10 protein-coding genes are annotated in these 17234 nt (G+C 49.2%); 5 read left to right on the top strand and 5 right to left on the bottom strand.

Annotated elements, in window-relative coordinates:
- Positions 1 to 220: 220 nt before the first annotated feature.
- The 5 genes from LLG96_12385 to LLG96_12365 form a co-directional block, all read right to left on the bottom strand.
- Positions 221 to 1276: a type IV pilus twitching motility protein PilT gene (locus LLG96_12385; protein ID MCE5251008.1), complete on the bottom strand. Its 1056-nt coding sequence runs from the start codon at positions 1274 to 1276 to the stop codon at positions 221 to 223.
- Between the two features lie 239 nt (positions 1277 to 1515).
- Positions 1516 to 2301, bottom strand: a complete 786-nt coding sequence (locus LLG96_12380) for a prepilin peptidase (GenBank protein MCE5251007.1) — start codon at positions 2299 to 2301, stop codon at positions 1516 to 1518.
- A gap of 125 nt (positions 2302 to 2426) precedes the next feature.
- Positions 2427 to 5330 carry a hypothetical protein gene (locus tag LLG96_12375; protein MCE5251006.1) on the bottom strand — a complete coding sequence of 968 codons (2904 nt, stop codon included), beginning with the start codon at positions 5328 to 5330 and terminating at the stop codon, positions 2427 to 2429.
- Positions 5331 to 5594: 264 nt separating this feature from the next.
- On the bottom strand, positions 5595 to 9269 hold the full coding sequence (locus LLG96_12370) for a beta-galactosidase (protein MCE5251005.1): 3675 nt from the start codon (positions 9267 to 9269) through the stop codon (positions 5595 to 5597).
- A 105-nt stretch (positions 9270 to 9374) separates the two neighbouring features.
- A complete protein-coding gene (locus LLG96_12365; GenBank protein MCE5251004.1) occupies positions 9375 to 10067 on the bottom strand; it encodes an SGNH/GDSL hydrolase family protein in 693 nt (230 codons plus the stop codon).
- Positions 10068 to 10800: 733 nt separating this feature from the next.
- On the opposite strand from LLG96_12365, the gene LLG96_12360 reads away from it, so the two are divergent.
- The 5 genes from LLG96_12360 to LLG96_12340 all read left to right on the top strand — a co-directional run bounded on the left by LLG96_12360 (position 10801) and on the right by LLG96_12340 (position 17229).
- Positions 10801 to 12513 (top strand): FAD-dependent oxidoreductase, encoded by a 1713-nt coding sequence (locus tag LLG96_12360; GenBank protein ID MCE5251003.1) that lies wholly within the window; start codon positions 10801 to 10803, stop codon positions 12511 to 12513.
- 209 nt (positions 12514 to 12722) lie between these two features.
- A complete protein-coding gene (locus tag LLG96_12355; GenBank protein ID MCE5251002.1) occupies positions 12723 to 15398 on the top strand; it encodes a valine--tRNA ligase in 2676 nt (891 codons plus the stop codon).
- A gap of 2 nt (positions 15399 to 15400) precedes the next feature.
- Positions 15401 to 16108 (top strand): PTS sugar transporter subunit IIC, encoded by a 708-nt coding sequence (locus LLG96_12350; GenBank protein ID MCE5251001.1) that lies wholly within the window; start codon positions 15401 to 15403, stop codon positions 16106 to 16108.
- Positions 16075 to 16854 (top strand): PTS system mannose/fructose/sorbose family transporter subunit IID, encoded by a 780-nt coding sequence (locus LLG96_12345; GenBank protein ID MCE5251000.1) that lies wholly within the window; start codon positions 16075 to 16077, stop codon positions 16852 to 16854. The genes LLG96_12350 and LLG96_12345 overlap by 34 nt, the downstream gene beginning before the upstream one ends.
- Before the next feature lie 111 nt (positions 16855 to 16965).
- Positions 16966 to 17229, top strand: coding sequence for an HPr family phosphocarrier protein (locus LLG96_12340; GenBank protein ID MCE5250999.1), 264 nt, complete (start codon positions 16966 to 16968; stop codon positions 17227 to 17229).
- Positions 17230 to 17234 lie beyond the last annotated feature (5 nt).

Genomic DNA, 17234 nt, shown 5'->3' with positions numbered 1-17234 from the left:
TTATGAAAATGCTTTGTGCGCCATCACTCTCATATATGCCATTTATCAGCTTATTACAATTAAATTTATCTTTCTTTTTTGAATCTGTCAAGATAAATATTTAACAACTCCCTGTGAAAATGAAACTTATGTGTGAAGACAACAATATATGACGTCATAAACTAAAACACACACAACTTATTGTATATTATAAAAAACCAATCAAACAACAAATTTATCGTTATTGTCCGAGCTGAGCCCTCATAACTTTCTTATCCGACGCAAAATCGATACAATCATTAACGGTTATAAGCTTCTTCTGATACAGTTCGATAAGCGCCATATCGACTGTCTGCATGCCGTCACTCTTCGATGTCTGCAAAACCGATGGAATCTGGAACGTTTTACCCTCACGGATAAGATTTGCAATAGCCGGGGTTCCAGCAAGTATCTCGATGGCTGCTACACGTCCACCGCCGACTTTCTTGAGGAGGGTTTGCGCCATAACGCCTTTCAGGGACTCTGAAAGCATCGAACGAATCTGGCCCTGCTGAGCGGCGGGAAATACATCGATAATACGGTCGATGGTTTTCGCGGCGCTGTTCGTATGGAGCGTTCCAAAAACGAGATGTCCCGTTTCGGCAGCCGTCATCGCCAGCTGAATAGTCTCCTGGTCGCGCATTTCTCCGACAAGAATGACATCGGGGTCCTGACGGAGCGCAGACCTGAGGGCCGCGGCAAAGGAATCGGTATGGGCATGCAGCTCACGCTGGTTGACGAGGCATTTTTTGTTCGGGTGAACAAATTCGATGGGATCCTCGATGGTAATGATATGCTCCGAGCGGGTATTATTGACATAATCGACCAGAGCAGCGAGGGTAGTCGATTTTCCGCTTCCGGTGGGACCGGTACACAGTACGAGCCCCCTGTGGAGTTTGGCAAAGTTCAGTATCTGCGGAGGACTTTTAAGCTCCTCAATGGAAAGAATCTTCTCGGGAATTATGCGGAAAACCGCGGCAATCCCACGGTGCTGCATAAAAACATTGGCCCTGAACCTTCCCGTGCCTTCAAGGGCATAGGCAAAATCGACTTCCTTGATCTCCTCGAATTTCTGCTGCTGGTACGGCGTCATGATTTCATAGAGGAGTTTTTTCGTTTCTTCCGGCGGAAGCAGCGTATTTGTGACCGGTGTCAGATCACCTGAAATTCTAAGAAGCGGCGGAGCACCCACGCTGATGTGCAAATCAGAACCTTTTCGTTCTTTTAATAAGCGAAACAGTTTATCGATCTGAGCCACTTCATGCTCCCTTCATATAAAATTCTTTCACCGACCCGTTATTAACCGATAATCAGACCGGGATGGCGTGAAAAAGTATCTTTTCAGTCGCCCTATAATACAATATCTATTGTATATCTATTGTTTGCCGCTGTCAAGAGCAAGTAAGCCGGTCCCCAAATCATCAATCGGGGACTCGTGCCGACCTTTGACAGGTTTTATCATCGGGACGGCGTTTTTCGACAGGTTTCAAATATATTTTATAACATCGCGAGATAGCGGTCAACAATAAAAAGTATCTGGTGCCGAAAAAATAATACACTGTAACCACCAAGCGCGATAAAAGGGCCGAAAGGGACCTCCTGTCCTGTCTTGATTTTTCCTGAAATAATCTGAAATGTCCCCCATAGTCCGCCAATAATCACTGCATGGGTAAAAGTTATAAAACACCAGAAAGGGCCGACAAATAATCCGATGACCGCTGCGAGTTTCATATCTCCCATTCCGATACCCTGACGTTTGAAAAACACCTTTCCCAGCAGCATCATGATACCCAGAAACACCAGCCCCACACCGGCGCCGGCAGCGCCCCTGAGAATACCGTAAGTCCCCCATCGGAAGGATAACACAAACGCCAGCACTCCTCCGGCTATGTTGAGGCGGTCAGGAATAATCATATGCCGGAGATCGATAAAAAATACCGCGAGAAGAATCAAACCGAGCATAAGGTCGGCCGTAAAGTTCAGCCAGGAGTCATTGAGCATAAACAATATCACCGCCATGCAGGCGGTCAGTATCTCGATCAGGGGATATATCTTCGATATCGGGGCTCTGCATGCTCTGCACCGACCACCCAGCACAATATAGCTCAGAACAGGTATATTGTCACGATACCGTATCGGTACTCCGCACAATGGACAGCGGGAACCGGGAAAAGCGAGCGATTCCCCGCGGGGCAGCCTGTATATGACAACATTGAGAAATGATCCGAGTGCGGAGCCGAGTAAACCAACAAGTACTATCGTAATGATGTACTCATGATTCATACAGTCTGAAATCCTTGATTGAAAAAAACTTCAACACCGATAATCTCTTGCTGATAAGCTCATAAAAGCAAAAAAAACGAGACGTCTCATCGAGCGCCTCGTTTTTTTCACGATTCGGCATATTTTTACCAGCCGAGAAGAATATTCACGTACAGAGTAGAACTCTTGTAGTCCTCGAATGCGCGGGTTGTTTCCTTATATGTCTGCTCATCAAACCGGAATCCTGTCGCAGCCCAGATTTCATATCCGAAATATGTCGTACGGTTTTCGAGCTGCAGAGCATAGGTTTTCTGATCATAGTCATTTTCTTTCTGAACCAGATCCTTGAACTGGAACTCAAATCCGGGAATACCCTGAAGACCGAGCGTAAAATTGGTCCTGGGCGAAATGATATATTTCAGCATGATGAGCGGAATCCGCGTCGTATAGTAATCATTGGGACGCGCGACATCGTCACGGTCTTTCTTATAAAACCGGAATTTCACACCCGGCGAAAAGACAAAATTTCCGAATTGCTTGGTATAGACAACTTTGTTAACCATTGCGAAGGTGTTGATGGTCTGTTCAGGCTGGTACGTGTTGTCGTATAAAAAACCTGTAACCCAGTCGTTTTTCTCAAATTTCACGTGATTTTCGATAGTTATCGAAGGTACGGCTCTGATTTTCGATTCCATGAAAAACCGGTTGACCTTCGAGTCCTTATATTCAAGTTCGTCATAGAGAAATTCACGGGTAAAACGGCCGATTGTCGAAGTAATACCGGGAATAAGGTAATCGGTTCTGAACTTGTTCGACACCTGGATATAGGGATCGCGCACATTGTCCTGTATTTTTTCGTACCGGTATTCGGCATACAACTTACCGACATCAAACACATTGTAATTGACCTGAAGTTTGAAGTAATCATCATTGGTTCTCGAATCGAGACCGACACCCTTGGTTTTAAATGATCCGAAAAACAGGTTAACACTCCTGGCCGGTGTATACCTGAAGTAAACATGATGTCCCTTCCGGTCCAGGTCATAGGGAGTGTCGAATTTCATATCGTCTTCACGGAAATCGGGGATGTTGTTGTTATTGAAGTCATTGCCGAAAACAAATTCATCGGGATCCACATCAAACATAAGAAATGATTCGTTGTAATCGGCAATTTCGTTATTGTTCTTGTTGTTATCCGCAATACCGTCGTTATCCTCGTCATTGCCGGGAAACACACCATCGGGATCCTCGTGTGAATAGATGTTATAAGCACCGATGGTACGGTTTACAGGCATGGTATCGGGATATACATCGTTATCGTCGTTATCCTCGATAAGCGGCAAACGCATGGTATCGTTACGGGTGTTCAACTGTGACTGCCCGCCGGTACTCGATGCAACTTTTGCGGGCATATAGTAATCAAGCCACGGCCGGTAGAATTTGCCCATTTTAAAGAGCTCAGCCGCAAACCCGAACTTCGACCAGTCCTTCTGGGCCGTTATATAATATGCGTCATCGATTTCAGCCCACTTGTGGCCAGTTCTCGGCGGCTGTCCGGAGACGATATTTTCCGGCTCGCCTGTTCCGGGAAGTCCATCGGGATACATATAATGACTCGAATTGGCAACATATTCCGCATTGACTTTAAGTCCGTACAGATTGAAATTGGCATCCAGACCATAAACAATCGACGCAACCTGGAATCCGAAATCGAGGGTGAATGTTGTCAGGTTAGAACCATCCTTGACATTACCCTCCGCCTGTGCCATTGTTCGCCAGTATGCACCATTATAAAAACTGGTCACCTTACCGGCTGTATCGTTACCGCCCTGTACTTCTTTCGTATAGACCATCGATGTCTGAATTCTATAATCATTGGCAACTGTTATTTCCGCCTCCACGCGAGTCACTTGTTCTGTAATACTGGTAATATCAAACCAGTACACGACCGTCTGGGTACCATTTACATTAACAACACCCGATCCCGGATCGAGAAATTGAAAATACTGTTGAGCGAGATTGAGATCATAGTTATTCTGAACGTTTTTGAGATTGGCTCCCTTAACATAATCCAAATAATAATAAAAATCGGCATATTTAGGCATATTCTCAAATAAACGGAGCGTATCAAACTCGGGTCTGCCGTTACCGGCCGTTGACATCGGGTCCACATAAGCCTGTTCGGTAACCTTTGTAATTGCCGTTGTACGGTCACGGGTGACATCATCAAGGATAATCTTGGGCTTGATATCGTCCCTGTACTTTCCGTTTACCTTGAGTCTTACATTGTAAATAGAGGGTCCGCCTTCATTATCATCCGGAGAATCATCCATGAACCGCAGAGCATAAATGAGCGGCGTCGGAGTAAAATTACTGACCGTGCCGTACCAACTGTCGCCACCTTCCCTGTTCCCCTGTGAAGCGTACATGTTCGCATAGGTCGCACCGATCGTAAGAACACCGAGTTTCCGGCTGAAACGTCCGCCGCGCAACAGAACACCACCCCTGCTTACCAGCATTCCATCACTGATTATCTGATTACTGTTGACAATACTCATGGTATTGTTTTGCGACTGCCAGTCGATTCTCATACCGGGCATATTGGGAAGGCTCAATGTCAGCGGAGAGTACTTCGTTCGTATCGCACCGGCACCGATTACCGATATTGCCCAGTCTTCAGTGGATTCCCGTGCAAGCCACACGCCATCGACCTGACCCTGAGCGATCGAGTTGATATAATTATACGGCATCGTAACCGTGTAGGTTCCATCCCCGGAATACGATTCGTTCCATATATTACCATCATAACGCATCCTGGCGATTCTGTCGCCGAATTCATTGTACGACCATCTCAATCGCCGCTCTTCGATGATGTTGTAGTTTTCAAATCCACGGAAGGAGTAATTCTCATACCGGTCTTCCATTTCATAGAAATCATATCCCCATTTTCTATAACTCTCATAATTCGTCCCGAAATTTCCAAGATATGTCTGGTTCTGAGCTTGCGCATTGGTCCTGCCGAGGGCATTCAATCTCTCCTCGGTAGACATGTTGAGCCAATCCTGCTCGGTTAATTTACGAAGGTCGTAAATATTTTGTCCCGTTACCCTTCCACACAGAAAAACAAAAAACAAAAAGCAAACTATCCGCATCGACCGTTTCATTTGCGCCCTCGCATTTATACATTTTAACTTATTGTATTTATTAAGGCTCTGAGAATAATTCTAACAGTAAATACGCTGACCCTCACTCCTACCACGATGAAATTTAATATCATATGTATATATTGACAAGAGAAAAATCAACTGAAATCATCATTTTGGCAACATTCTTCCTGTTGTCATCACCATAAAACCCTTCTCGGCGGTCTTTCCCGTGGTAATATCCTTGACTTCAAGAACCCATCGACCGGGCTGATCGCCTATAGAAATATTCAACGACGACTGTAAAATCCCGTTCACCGATTCCCTGCTTTCCGAGAAGAATGGCTGGATACTGCCATCAGGCCCTTTTACGGTAATAAGGAACACATGACGGCCAGGTTTCATGTTTATTCCCTGAGGAATTACTGCAGCCGTATACTCAAGTGTACCGCCTGCCTGAACGACCGGGGTTTTCAATCTCAGTTCGATGTCTTTCACCCGGTAAGGCAGAAGAGCGTACAGCTCGGCTTTGCCCGGCGCCGGAGTTACCGATATCCGCTGATTGGCTCCCAGAAAAGCGCCGCTGCGGACATCGTAAACGAAATACGATTTCCCGATCTGGGACAGATCGAGATAATAACCATCACGGAGATAGTATTCAGCCGTCATACCCGGATCGGGTAAAATGCCGACATATTCGATCTGATCATCCCTGAAAACCGTGGCACTGATTTTCCGCGCAAGAGCCTCCGATGAATCGCGGACGGAGATATAGGGCTTACCGGCTCCACCCGTATAGAGACACCACGAAACAATATCCCTGAATACCTTTTCATGGTTTTCCATGCGCATGTTTTCATACATTCCCATCCACATATTAAGGAATATACCGTTTCCGTTTCCATATCTGTTGACAATAACAGCCGGAGTTTTCCCGGAACGGGCCAAGACATGAACACCCTCAAGAGCCCTGATTGTGGGGTCGCTCAGACAGTTTTCGAACGTATGTTCCGGCAGAAACCCGCCATCGACCTGCAGGGGCTCGAATGTTCCCGGAGCCAGCGAAACTGTCCTGTCAGTGCCCTGCGCAACGCCGAACACATCATCAAGCGCGCCTTTTTCGCGCATGAAGAGATGATCGTTCATCACCCCCGGCCGCATGTCGGCTATCAGGGTACCGCCATTAAGAACAAATTTTCTGAGGACCTGCGCAGTCTCATCCCCCATCGATTGGTTATACGGCAGGATGAGGATATCGAATTTCTCTTCCGCAAGCCATTCCTCGGTCAACTGATCTTCGGAAATAAACATCGGGGTAAAACCCGCGTCCTGACATGCTAGATAAAACGACCGTACGGACTTCGATACCGACGGGACAGTATCGGTGGATGAGCCGGTAATCCCTTTCCCATCCGTTAACGAGCCTTCACTGGAAACCTGTTGCGCCGAAGTATATGCCGCCATCCTGGAAAGGGGACTGTAGAGGATACCGACCGTATCGACAAGCCGGGTGCTTCCGTACAGGAGGAGATCGATACCACTCATGATTTCACGGGCTTCTCCGGCAAGCACCGAAAACGCCGGCGACAGTGTATACTGAGGGGTAAGCGCCGCATCGATACCGCCGAATGCCGAGTTCCACCATACACTGTTCATGCCGAGGAACAGACTCTGCCAGGGCGCAGCGCGAAGCAGTTCCTCGCTGCCCAGAGGATACATCTCGCCGCCAGCTAAAAGACCGGTCATCGAATCGCGCTGAATAAAGGATTCAAGCGCGGCGGAAACACTTACGTCACCGGGATATCCGGCTCCTGTTTCCTGCCCGGAAACAGCCAGCGTCAAAAAACCGGTCAGATCAAAAAGGTTGTACCCTCTGAACGGACTCCATGAGTTACCGAACCCCTCGATGCCGACTTTCATGCCGTTTTCCGCGCTGTTAAAGGCTTCAAACGCCCCGTTATGAGCCTGCGTGAATACATCTTCCATGTGAAGCCTCGTGTCGAGCCATACTGCGTATTCGCCTGTTTTCCGGGCCTGCGCGAAGGGTACGGGCTGAATGTCGGTAAATGACGGATAAGCACTCCCCCATGCTTTGTTTACATTCTCGACCGATGTGTATCTGTTTTGCAGATAATTACGGAACGATTCACTGTCGGTTTGCGAAAAACTCACATCGACATCGTAACCGGTAAGCATGTTGTCGCGTCCGATCGAGTAGGCAGGCGGGGAAAAATGACGTAATGTGTCAGCCACCGCCCTGATTCTTTTTTCCAGGGTCTCATAAAAATCCACCGTCGTCATCACCGGCTCCATGACAGGGCCGGATGAGGAACTTGCGATCCGTGTAATCCGCGGAATAATCCCCATTCCGCCCGATGCGGCATGAGAGGCGGCCCTGAATATGCTGTCCATATCATGAAGAGCGGTCATATCGATGTCCAGCATGGTGACACCAGCATCGCGGAGTACCGTATAACGTTCAACGCTCGTGGATTCCGAAGCCCGGTTATCACAGACCACAAGTGAAAATCTCCGCGGATCGTGGAGACGGCTGATATAAACCGGTTTTTCGACCATCTGGACGGTTTTATTGCTGTGGACCAGATATGCCCTGACATACATGATCCGCTCATTGATGTGTCCGACCTTAAACACAAAATCGACATTTTTCAGGTTGAGATCGGGTACCGGCTCATTTCTGCCGATCAGACGTCTTCTGCAGTCAAGAAGATCGAACCTGACACTCATCGCGTCGGTGAACTTCGTCGAAACCTTGAGTTTACCGATTATCAGTCCACCCTCGGGTGCGGACATTTCCCAGAATTCAAGGTCAGTGATGTACTTCTGCCCGGTGACAGAAATTGATGTCCCGCCCAGTGCGACAACGCCATCGTCGTCGGAAACCGAAATATCGAGTGAATAAGAGCCTACGGGAAGAAAAGGATATTCAACGATAACATAACTTCTCCCGTTTTCGACCTTGTATACGGTATTCGTTTCTTCTATCTGTTCGCCCGTCTCATCCCGGTATCGTCCGATAATTCTCATCGGCTTCGTTTCGCCGCTGTTGAAGAAGTATATCCGGTAATTCATGATCGCTACGGATTCCTGCTCGATGGTCTTTCCGGGGTCCGGAATCTTTGTGATCATGAGACCATTGTCACGGCCTGAAGCAAACATGATCGTGTTGATTGCAAGGGTGAGGAAATCTCCCCTGTCTCTGAAACTGCCGTTACGGTCGAGAGGAGGTAATACGGTCACGATTCCCTGTTTCCTCATTCCGATACATTCCGGCCTGTTTTTCCCGAAAGAGACAGCTTTCAGCCGTGCGTCATCGAGTTTTCCCGATGCACCGATTTTTTCGATTTCCCGGGATTCACCCACATATACGAGACCTGTTCCCTTTTCCAAGCGATCGATAAGCGTAAGACGAAATCCCTCCGGTAAAGCGCCGAACTCGAAATCGAGCCAGATGACATCCCATTCCTCGCGGAAAAGCTGTCCGGCTCGCTTTTCAACAGCCTCCTGAGAGAGAACGGGGGACTTTGAATTCATTTCGTTCGCGGGAATTCCGAGCTTCTTACGGTTTTCGGTCAGCACAGCCTCAAAACGACAGTCAAGCCGGGCTGCCACACTGACGCTCAATCTTCCCACAGTATCGCGCTGACCGATGAACAATACCCGCAGCGGACCTCCCTTGAGGGGAATCGCAACGGGGTATTTGTCGAGGGCAACAGTGGGATCGACTCGTATGAAGGGAGTACATGCATCGTCAAGAAAGTCGGCAGCGGATGTGTGTATGATGCTTACGAGGAATATAAAAACGAGGTAAAACTTCTTCATCATCATTTCAATCCGGTGGATAAATAACTCTACAGAAATATTGCGGATTTATAAAAAATCAAATCACTGGCTCACCGTAAAAATACCTGCACTGCGGAAAAACACTCCTTACCGGACAAACAGCTTCCTGAGCCCGTTCATGTAAGTTTCATATATCAACCGGTGCCCTTTTGCGGAAGGATGGGTCGGATCGACATACATCGTCTCGGTATTCCTTGAATCATGGCGAAGATACTCTTTCCATGCTGCATGGACATCGATGAGTATATATCCTCGTTCGCGGGCTATCGACCGGATCTCATCCATATATATGTCGAGCGTGCTGTTGAGTTCTTTCCACAGAGGCTGTCCTGTTTCCATGAACGAGTTGGATGTCGCCAGGACAATCCGTGTTTCCGGAGGAAACGAATCGCAAATCCGGATGAGATTATCTCTGAACTGACCGGGAGTGATTCTTGAAACCTGACAGTCATTCAATCCGAACGCAATAATCACAATATCGGGATCGAGGGCTTTCACCGAATCTATCCGCGTAATCGCCTCAAAGGTATCATCGCCGTTGACACCTGCATTAAAAGGTTCGACATTGACATAGACACCCTTTTTCATGACGCTGTTTATTCGGGCAAAGAACGATTCCGTTTTATCATTCACCCCGTAACCGTATGTCACGCTGTCACCGAAAAATACTATCCTGAGCGGCTCCACTTTTTTTACCGATTTCCTTCCGCATCCCCCAAAAAGAAGCAATACTCCGGCAACAATACATACAATATAATACGTCACACCTGTTGATTTCATATGCTTCGCCGTACCCTCTTTTCTACTCAATATATATGTAGTTTTTTTACTTTTCGCGCACCGTTTCATCCGGCACCGTAACAATAAGTGTCAATATCGGTGATAATGCAAGAGTAAAATACTGTTCAGACAACCTAAAAACTCCTTTTGAGATACTCTTATCCTTATATACTCTCCCGATTTTCATTATCCGGTATACTATGAGGTTTTCTCCGTGTTCTCCGTGACTCGCTGCGAAATCCCTTTCCCCGGTTATCCAAATGAGAGTCCGGGAAATATGCTTTTTTTAAAAGAAAGGGAAGAAATAGGAATAAAACATGATATATAATATTATTTATATAATTATTGTTGTAATATGATATATTTTTCATTATCTTATTTGTGTTTTTTCAGAGAATAAACGTTTAATATTAAGAACGATTTCATATCAGTAGTGACGGTTAAATTTCATATCAAACGTCATAATGTATTGAAAACGCTATGGTTTTTAAATGAATCTCCACAATTTTCGATACACTGTCTCTTATTCTTTACAACAGCCTCCTTCGGCGCTTACGCGCATGTTTCCCCCGCAGGGGGCAACATATTATGGCGTTTGCAGTTATGTCCTGCCCCCTCGGGGGAAGGATGTCACGAAGTGACAGAAAGGGGGCTTTTTAAAATTAACCGGACAGTTCTTTCATATATTTAAACATCGTTATCATAAAAAAGCACACTGTTGAAAGGGTATCCGATGAAACTGGTAATTATAGGAGGTGTTGCCGGAGGCGCGGCTTCGGCAGCACGGGCGCGACGTCTCTCCGAGGATGCGGAAATTATACTGTTCGAGCGCGGAGAATACATTTCCTTTGCGAACTGCGGCCTGCCTTACTGTGTCGGCGGCGAGATCAAAAACCGGTCGATGCTCCTTGTCGCCACACCCCAGCTGTTCAGGCAGCGTTTTCGTATCGATGTCCGGCTTAAAAGCCTTGTAACATCGATCAACCGTGAAAGGAAGACAGTATCGGTGACCGGCCCCGACGGCGGAGCCTATGAGGAGTCATATGACAAACTCATCATATCCACAGGCGCAGAACCCGCCCGCCCACCGATTCCGGGTATCGACTCGCCGCAGATTCTGTCGCTCCGTACGATTCCGGATATGGACAGGATTATCGAGGCGATCGAGAAAAAAAACGCCCGAAAAGCCCTCGTGATAGGCGGCGGATTCATCGGCCTCGAAATGGTGGAAAATCTCAAGCGCCGCGGGCTCGAAGTCGCGGTGATCGAGATGCTCGACCAGGTCATGCCTCCGTTCGACCACGAAATGGCGGCGCTCATCCGCAACGAGCTTGAAAACAACAATATTGCGGTCTGGCTCAACGAGCGGGTGAATGCATTCGAAGATACCGGCGGTGGAGTGCGCGTTGCTCTTCAGAGCGGCAGAACGATCGATGTGGACTTCGTCCTTCTCGCCACAGGGGTCGTTCCCGAGGGCGAGCTCGCCGGGAAAAGCGGCCTGAGGATGGGGATAAGAGGCTCGATCGTCGTTGACGACCGCATGAAAACATCCGACCCCGATATTTACGCAGTGGGTGATGCGGTTCAGGTTTTCCGCTTTGCGGACGGCTCTTCGACGCTCATTCCCCTCGCGGGACCCGCCGCAAAGGAAGCCCGTGTGGCAGTGAATACTATTTTCGGTATCGACACCCGCTTCCGTGGCGTTCAGGGAAGCTCAATATGCCGTGTATTCGGCATTACCGCGGCCTGCACCGGTCTCAACGAAAAAACACTCCGGTCTCTCGCTCAGCCATACGGAAAAGTGTATGTCCACCCCGCGAACCATGCCGGTTATTATCCCGGTGCATACCAGATGACCCTCAAGGTGCTCTATAACAAAAATACCGGTGTGGTGCTCGGCGCCCAGTGCATAGGCCCGGATGGTATCGACAAACGGATCGATGTGATTTCCATGGCGATTCAGGCAAAAATGACCATACGCGATCTTTCCGAGGCGGAACTCTGCTATGCGCCACCGTTCGGATCATCGAAAGACCCCGTGAATTTTGCGGGATATGTGGCGGTTAATGACGAAGATGGCGTGATGCCCCTGACACACTGGGATCAACTGGACGAACGAAACCCGGACGATTTTATTCTCCTCGACACACGGACTTCCATGGAATACAACGGCGGTCATGCACCGGGTGCGGTCAATATTCCGGTCGATGCGATACGGAACCGCCTCGATGAGCTCGAACCGTACCGCGACCGTGAAATCCTCATTTACTGCGCGACGGGAGTCCGGTCGCATGTGGCAGGCTGTATTCTGAAACACCACGGATTCAGGGCTGCCAACATTTCCGGCGGGTACCGAACGTACTGCCAGTTCCACCCGAAAGCCTGTACCGGCGAGACAAAAATCCAGGAGCTTCAGGAAAGTTTTTGCGGAACTCCCCGTCAATGATCTGCTCAATTTCATGAAGTACAGGCGATATCATCATGTATTTCACGGACATGAGTGTTCCTCCGTTTCTCAGATCGCCGTTGAACGAATACCCCAATGTCATTGACTTTACGATGGCTGATTGTTATATTTTCATACCTTTGAAATAAACAGACATAGCCCGAAAATCAGCCGGTATACAACAGGAGTATCGCGTGGACAATTCCAATATGGACAAGATGTACGATCATAAGGCCGTCGAAGCGCAGTGGAAGGAGTTCTGGGAAAAAAACCATTTCAGTCATGCCGAGCCAAATGAGGGTAAAGCCTCGTATTCACTGGTTATTCCCCCTCCGAACGTAACCGCTGTTCTCCACGTCGGTCATGCCCTCAACAATACCATTCAGGATATTCTCACCCGTTTCAAGCGGATGCAGGGGTATGTGACGGAATGGATGCCGGGCACAGACCACGCCGGAATAGCCACTCAGAACGTTGTCGAGCGGAAACTCCTTGCCGAGCGGGGGAAAACCCGCCACGATCTCGGGCGGGAAGCTTTTATCGAGGAAATGTGGAAATTCAGGGAGGAAACCGGCGGCACCATTATCGAACAGCTCAAATACCTCGGATGCTCCTGCGACTGGGACCGTGAACGTTTCACCATGGACGAGGGCCTGTCGAAAGCGGTCACCGAGGTATTCGTACGGCTCTATGAAAAAGGACTCGTCTACCGCGGCAAATACATCATCAACTGGTGTCCGCGCTGCCATACCGCGCTTTCGGACGAGGAAGCGGAACACGAGGAGCTCCAAAGTCATCTCTGGTATATACGGTATCCCCTGAAGGGTGATTCCGGCGGAATAACAGTTGCAACAACGAGACCCGAAACCATGCTCGGCGATGTTGCGGTTGCGGTGAACCCCACCGATGAACGCTACCTCGGCTTGATTGGGAAAACCCTCATACTCCCCCTTGTCGAACGCGAAATACCGGTAATAGCCGATGATTTTGTCGATCCCGGGTTCGGCACCGGCGCGGTGAAAGTCACGCCCGCGCATGATCCCAACGATTTCGAGATCGGGCTCCGGCATAAGCTCGAGCCGATTGTGGTCATGAACGGGGACGGCACCATGAACGGCATGGCCGGCGCGGACTACGACGGCCTGCCCCGCGAGCAGGCTCGCGAAAAAGTGATCGCCGACCTCCGCGAGCGCGGACTTCTCGTGAAAATCGAAAATCACACCCATTCCGTGGGCCACTGCTACCGATGCCACACGATTACCGAGCCGTACCTTTCGACTCAGTGGTTCGTGCGGATGAAGGAGCTCGCCCGCCCTGCCATCGAGGTGGTGAAGGACGGAAGGGTAACGTTTCACCCCGACCGCTGGACCAAGGTCTACCTCAACTGGATGGAGAATATCCGCGACTGGTGCATCTCCCGTCAGCTCTGGTGGGGGCACAGGATACCGGTTTATTACTGCGGCTCGTGCGACCATGTGATGGTTTCCCGTGAGCCCGTAAAGGTATGCACCGCATGCGGCGGGACCGATATCATCCGCGACCCGGATGTGCTCGATACGTGGTTCAGCTCATGGCTGTGGCCGTTCTCGACATTCGGCTGGCCGGAGAATACACCGGAGCTGAGGGCGTTTTATCCGACGAGTACGCTTTCCACGGCGCCGGAGATCATCTTTTTCTGGGTGGCGCGTATGATCATGGCCGGGCTTGAATTCATGGGCGACATTCCGTTTTCACAGGTCTACCTTCACGGCACCGTGCGGGACGACCTCGGCCGCAAAATGTCAAAATCGCTCGGAAACGGAGTCGACCCGCTCGAGGTTATCGACACTCACGGCGCCGATGCGCTCCGTTTCAGCATCATCAATATCACCTCCCAGGGTCAGGATGTGTATATCTCATATACCCGTAAGGGAGAAAAACAGCAGAAAGATCACAATACGTTCGATATCGGCCGTAACTTCTCCAATAAAATCTGGAACGCGGCGCGCCTGATTCTTACGCTTGCAGAGGGCCCGATTGAGCCGGTGGATGATGTCGAGCCAGAAATTGCCGACCGGTGGATACTGTCGAAATACAACCACACCATAAAATCCATCACCGAATCGCTCGATGCTTTCCGGTTCAACGATGCCGCCCATGTGATCTACGATTTTATCTGGCATGATTTCTGTGACTGGTATCTCGAAATAATCAAACCCCGCGTGGCGCAGGGCGGAAAGGACAAGGCTTATGTTCTCGGCAGCGCCGCCCGGATACTGGCGGGTTCGATGCAGCTCCTCCATCCCGTCATGCCGTTCATTACCGAGGAAATCTGGCAGCGTCTCACTGATGCGCTTGGCGTCGATAAAGCGCCGAGTATCATGGTTTCACGGTGGCCTGAAGCGGAGGACACTCTCATCGACCTGAGCGCGGAAGAACACATGGAATCGGTCAAATCGCTGATCACGGTCATCCGTACGATACGGAACGAAATGAACGTGCCGCTCGGACAGAAAGCCGATGTGATCGTTGCTCCGGCTGACGACACCCTGAAATCAGTGTTTTTCGATAACCGGGCGTATATTCTCGATCTTGCGAAAGTCGGTAACCTGCGCCTCGACAGCACCGCTGCCAGGCCTCCGAAATCCGCCGCGGGAATTTCGGAAAAAAACGAGGTTTTTGTCCTTCTCGAGGGTTTAATCGATATCGGGTTCGAGCGCACGAGGCTCGAAAAAGAAATCAATCGCCGCAGCACATTCATCAGGAGCATCGAAAACAAGCTCCGGAACGAAGGATTTCTCTCCAAGGCTCCGCAAGAGGTTATCCAGCAGGAGCGTCGCAAGTTAGAGGATTCACGCGAAGAGCTTAAAAAGCTCGAGGTGAATCTGGCATCGCTCGGGGATTGATCATGGATACATTCGCGATTCTGGTTCTTTTCGCCGGTATTGTCGCCATGGATACCACGAGCGGCCCCCAGCTTCTCATTTCGGAACCGGTCGTTTCCTGTTCCCTCGCGGGTTTCATTTTCGGCATGCCCGAGGCCGGTCTCAAGATGGGTATTCTGTTCCAGCTCTTCTGGCTCGGGTATATGCCGCTTGGGGCGGCGCGCCTGACAGACGGGAATATGGCGGCATTCATATCGTCCGCTTCGCTGTTGTGGGCATCGCGGATTTCAGGGCCGGAATCCCGTATTCTCGAATCGGGAATTATTCCCGCGGTACTGTTCAGCATACTTGTCGGTTTTATCGGGCTCCACATGACACAGGGAGTCCGGAAACTGAACGGTATACGGAACGACGCAACCCGTCAGCGGCTCGAAAACGGGGAACCGGCTTCGATTACCTGTACCCACTTTCGGGGGATCGGCTCCTCGTTCATCCGGGGCATGTTCATGGGCATTGTTCTCATTCCGTCCGGGGCGGCGGTGTTCGGAACCATTCGTTTCCTGCCCCCCAAAGCTGTGGATGCCCTTGTCCGGGCATCTTTTCTCATCTGGGGAGCTGTATTCGCATCGGCAATTATTTTTTTCTGGTTTAAAGGTATAAAGAGGTATTTCATTCTCGGTTCAGTCTGTGGTATATTATGGATAATGTATCTCGTTCTACAAAAAGGTTGAATTTTCTGACACTTTTAAATATATACCTGAGAAGCTTCTTTTTTCAGGGTTCGTTTTCGATAAAAGACCGTCAGAACATGGGCTTTGCTTTTTGTTTAGATCCGGCCGGACGTATTCTGTGCAAAGACCAGTTGCATCATAACGCGTTTCGTTTCCGGCATTCGGAACACTTCAACTGTAATCCGTTCATGGTGACGCTTCTTTTGGGAGCTGTTGCCAATATGGAAGAGCGTCTGCTCCTCGGTGACGGTGTAACGGTTGAAGACATATCGCGTTTCAAACAATCGGTCGGCCAGGCCACAGGCGCTGTCGGAGACCGTTTTTTCTGGAGAACGCTCAGACCGTTCGGTCTCCTTATGGGATTGCTGGCGGTCATGTATTTCGGTCTCTGGGGCATCCCGGTTTTTCTGGCGGTTTTCAATATCCCGACTGTGCTCCTGAAATGGCACTGGCTTACAACCGGATACAGACTCGGCCCCAAGGCTGTCATTGAAATTACCAATCATCGTCTCGACCATGTTTCAAAAATCATGGCGAATATAGGCGGTGTTGTTCTTGCATTTCTCGCCGTCGTGTTTCTGACATGGGACGATTATCGGTTGAGCTTTCTTTCTGTGGGAACATTGATTATTTTTTCAGTGAGCATGCTGTTGTTCAAACGGAAGATTTCACATTCCGTCGTTTTCCCTCTGGCCGCCTTTCTGGCGGTTATTCTGGGCATAGTCATCGATACTGTTACCCGGTGAGAATTAAAAGGGACAGGGCGATAAAGGGACAGAGAGACAGAGAAATAATCCTGACGAAAATACATTGAACAAGGCCATCTGCATCGCCAAAAAGAGGGTAATGTGCCTGTTATCACAGATACCGTGAAAGTAATCAACAAACTGGGAGTCCATGCTCGCCCGGCTGCCATGCTTGTCCAGAGGGCATCGAAATTTTCCTCTAAAATCGAGATCGAATACGACGGCACTAAGATCAATGCCAAATCGATAATGGGTGTCATGATGCTTGCAGCCGCATGCGGCAGCGAATTAAAGATCATTGCGGATGGTGATGATGCGCTTGAATCCATTGAGGGAATAAAAGCCCTTATTGCCAGTAAATTCGACGAGGAATGAATTGA

It is taken from the genome of bacterium (assembly GCA_021372535.1).
Classification (GTDB): Bacteria; Latescibacterota; Latescibacteria; order Latescibacterales; family Latescibacteraceae; genus JAFGMP01.
The sequence above is the reverse complement of the archived record's forward strand: the minus strand, read 5'-3'. Positions and strand labels throughout refer to the sequence as shown.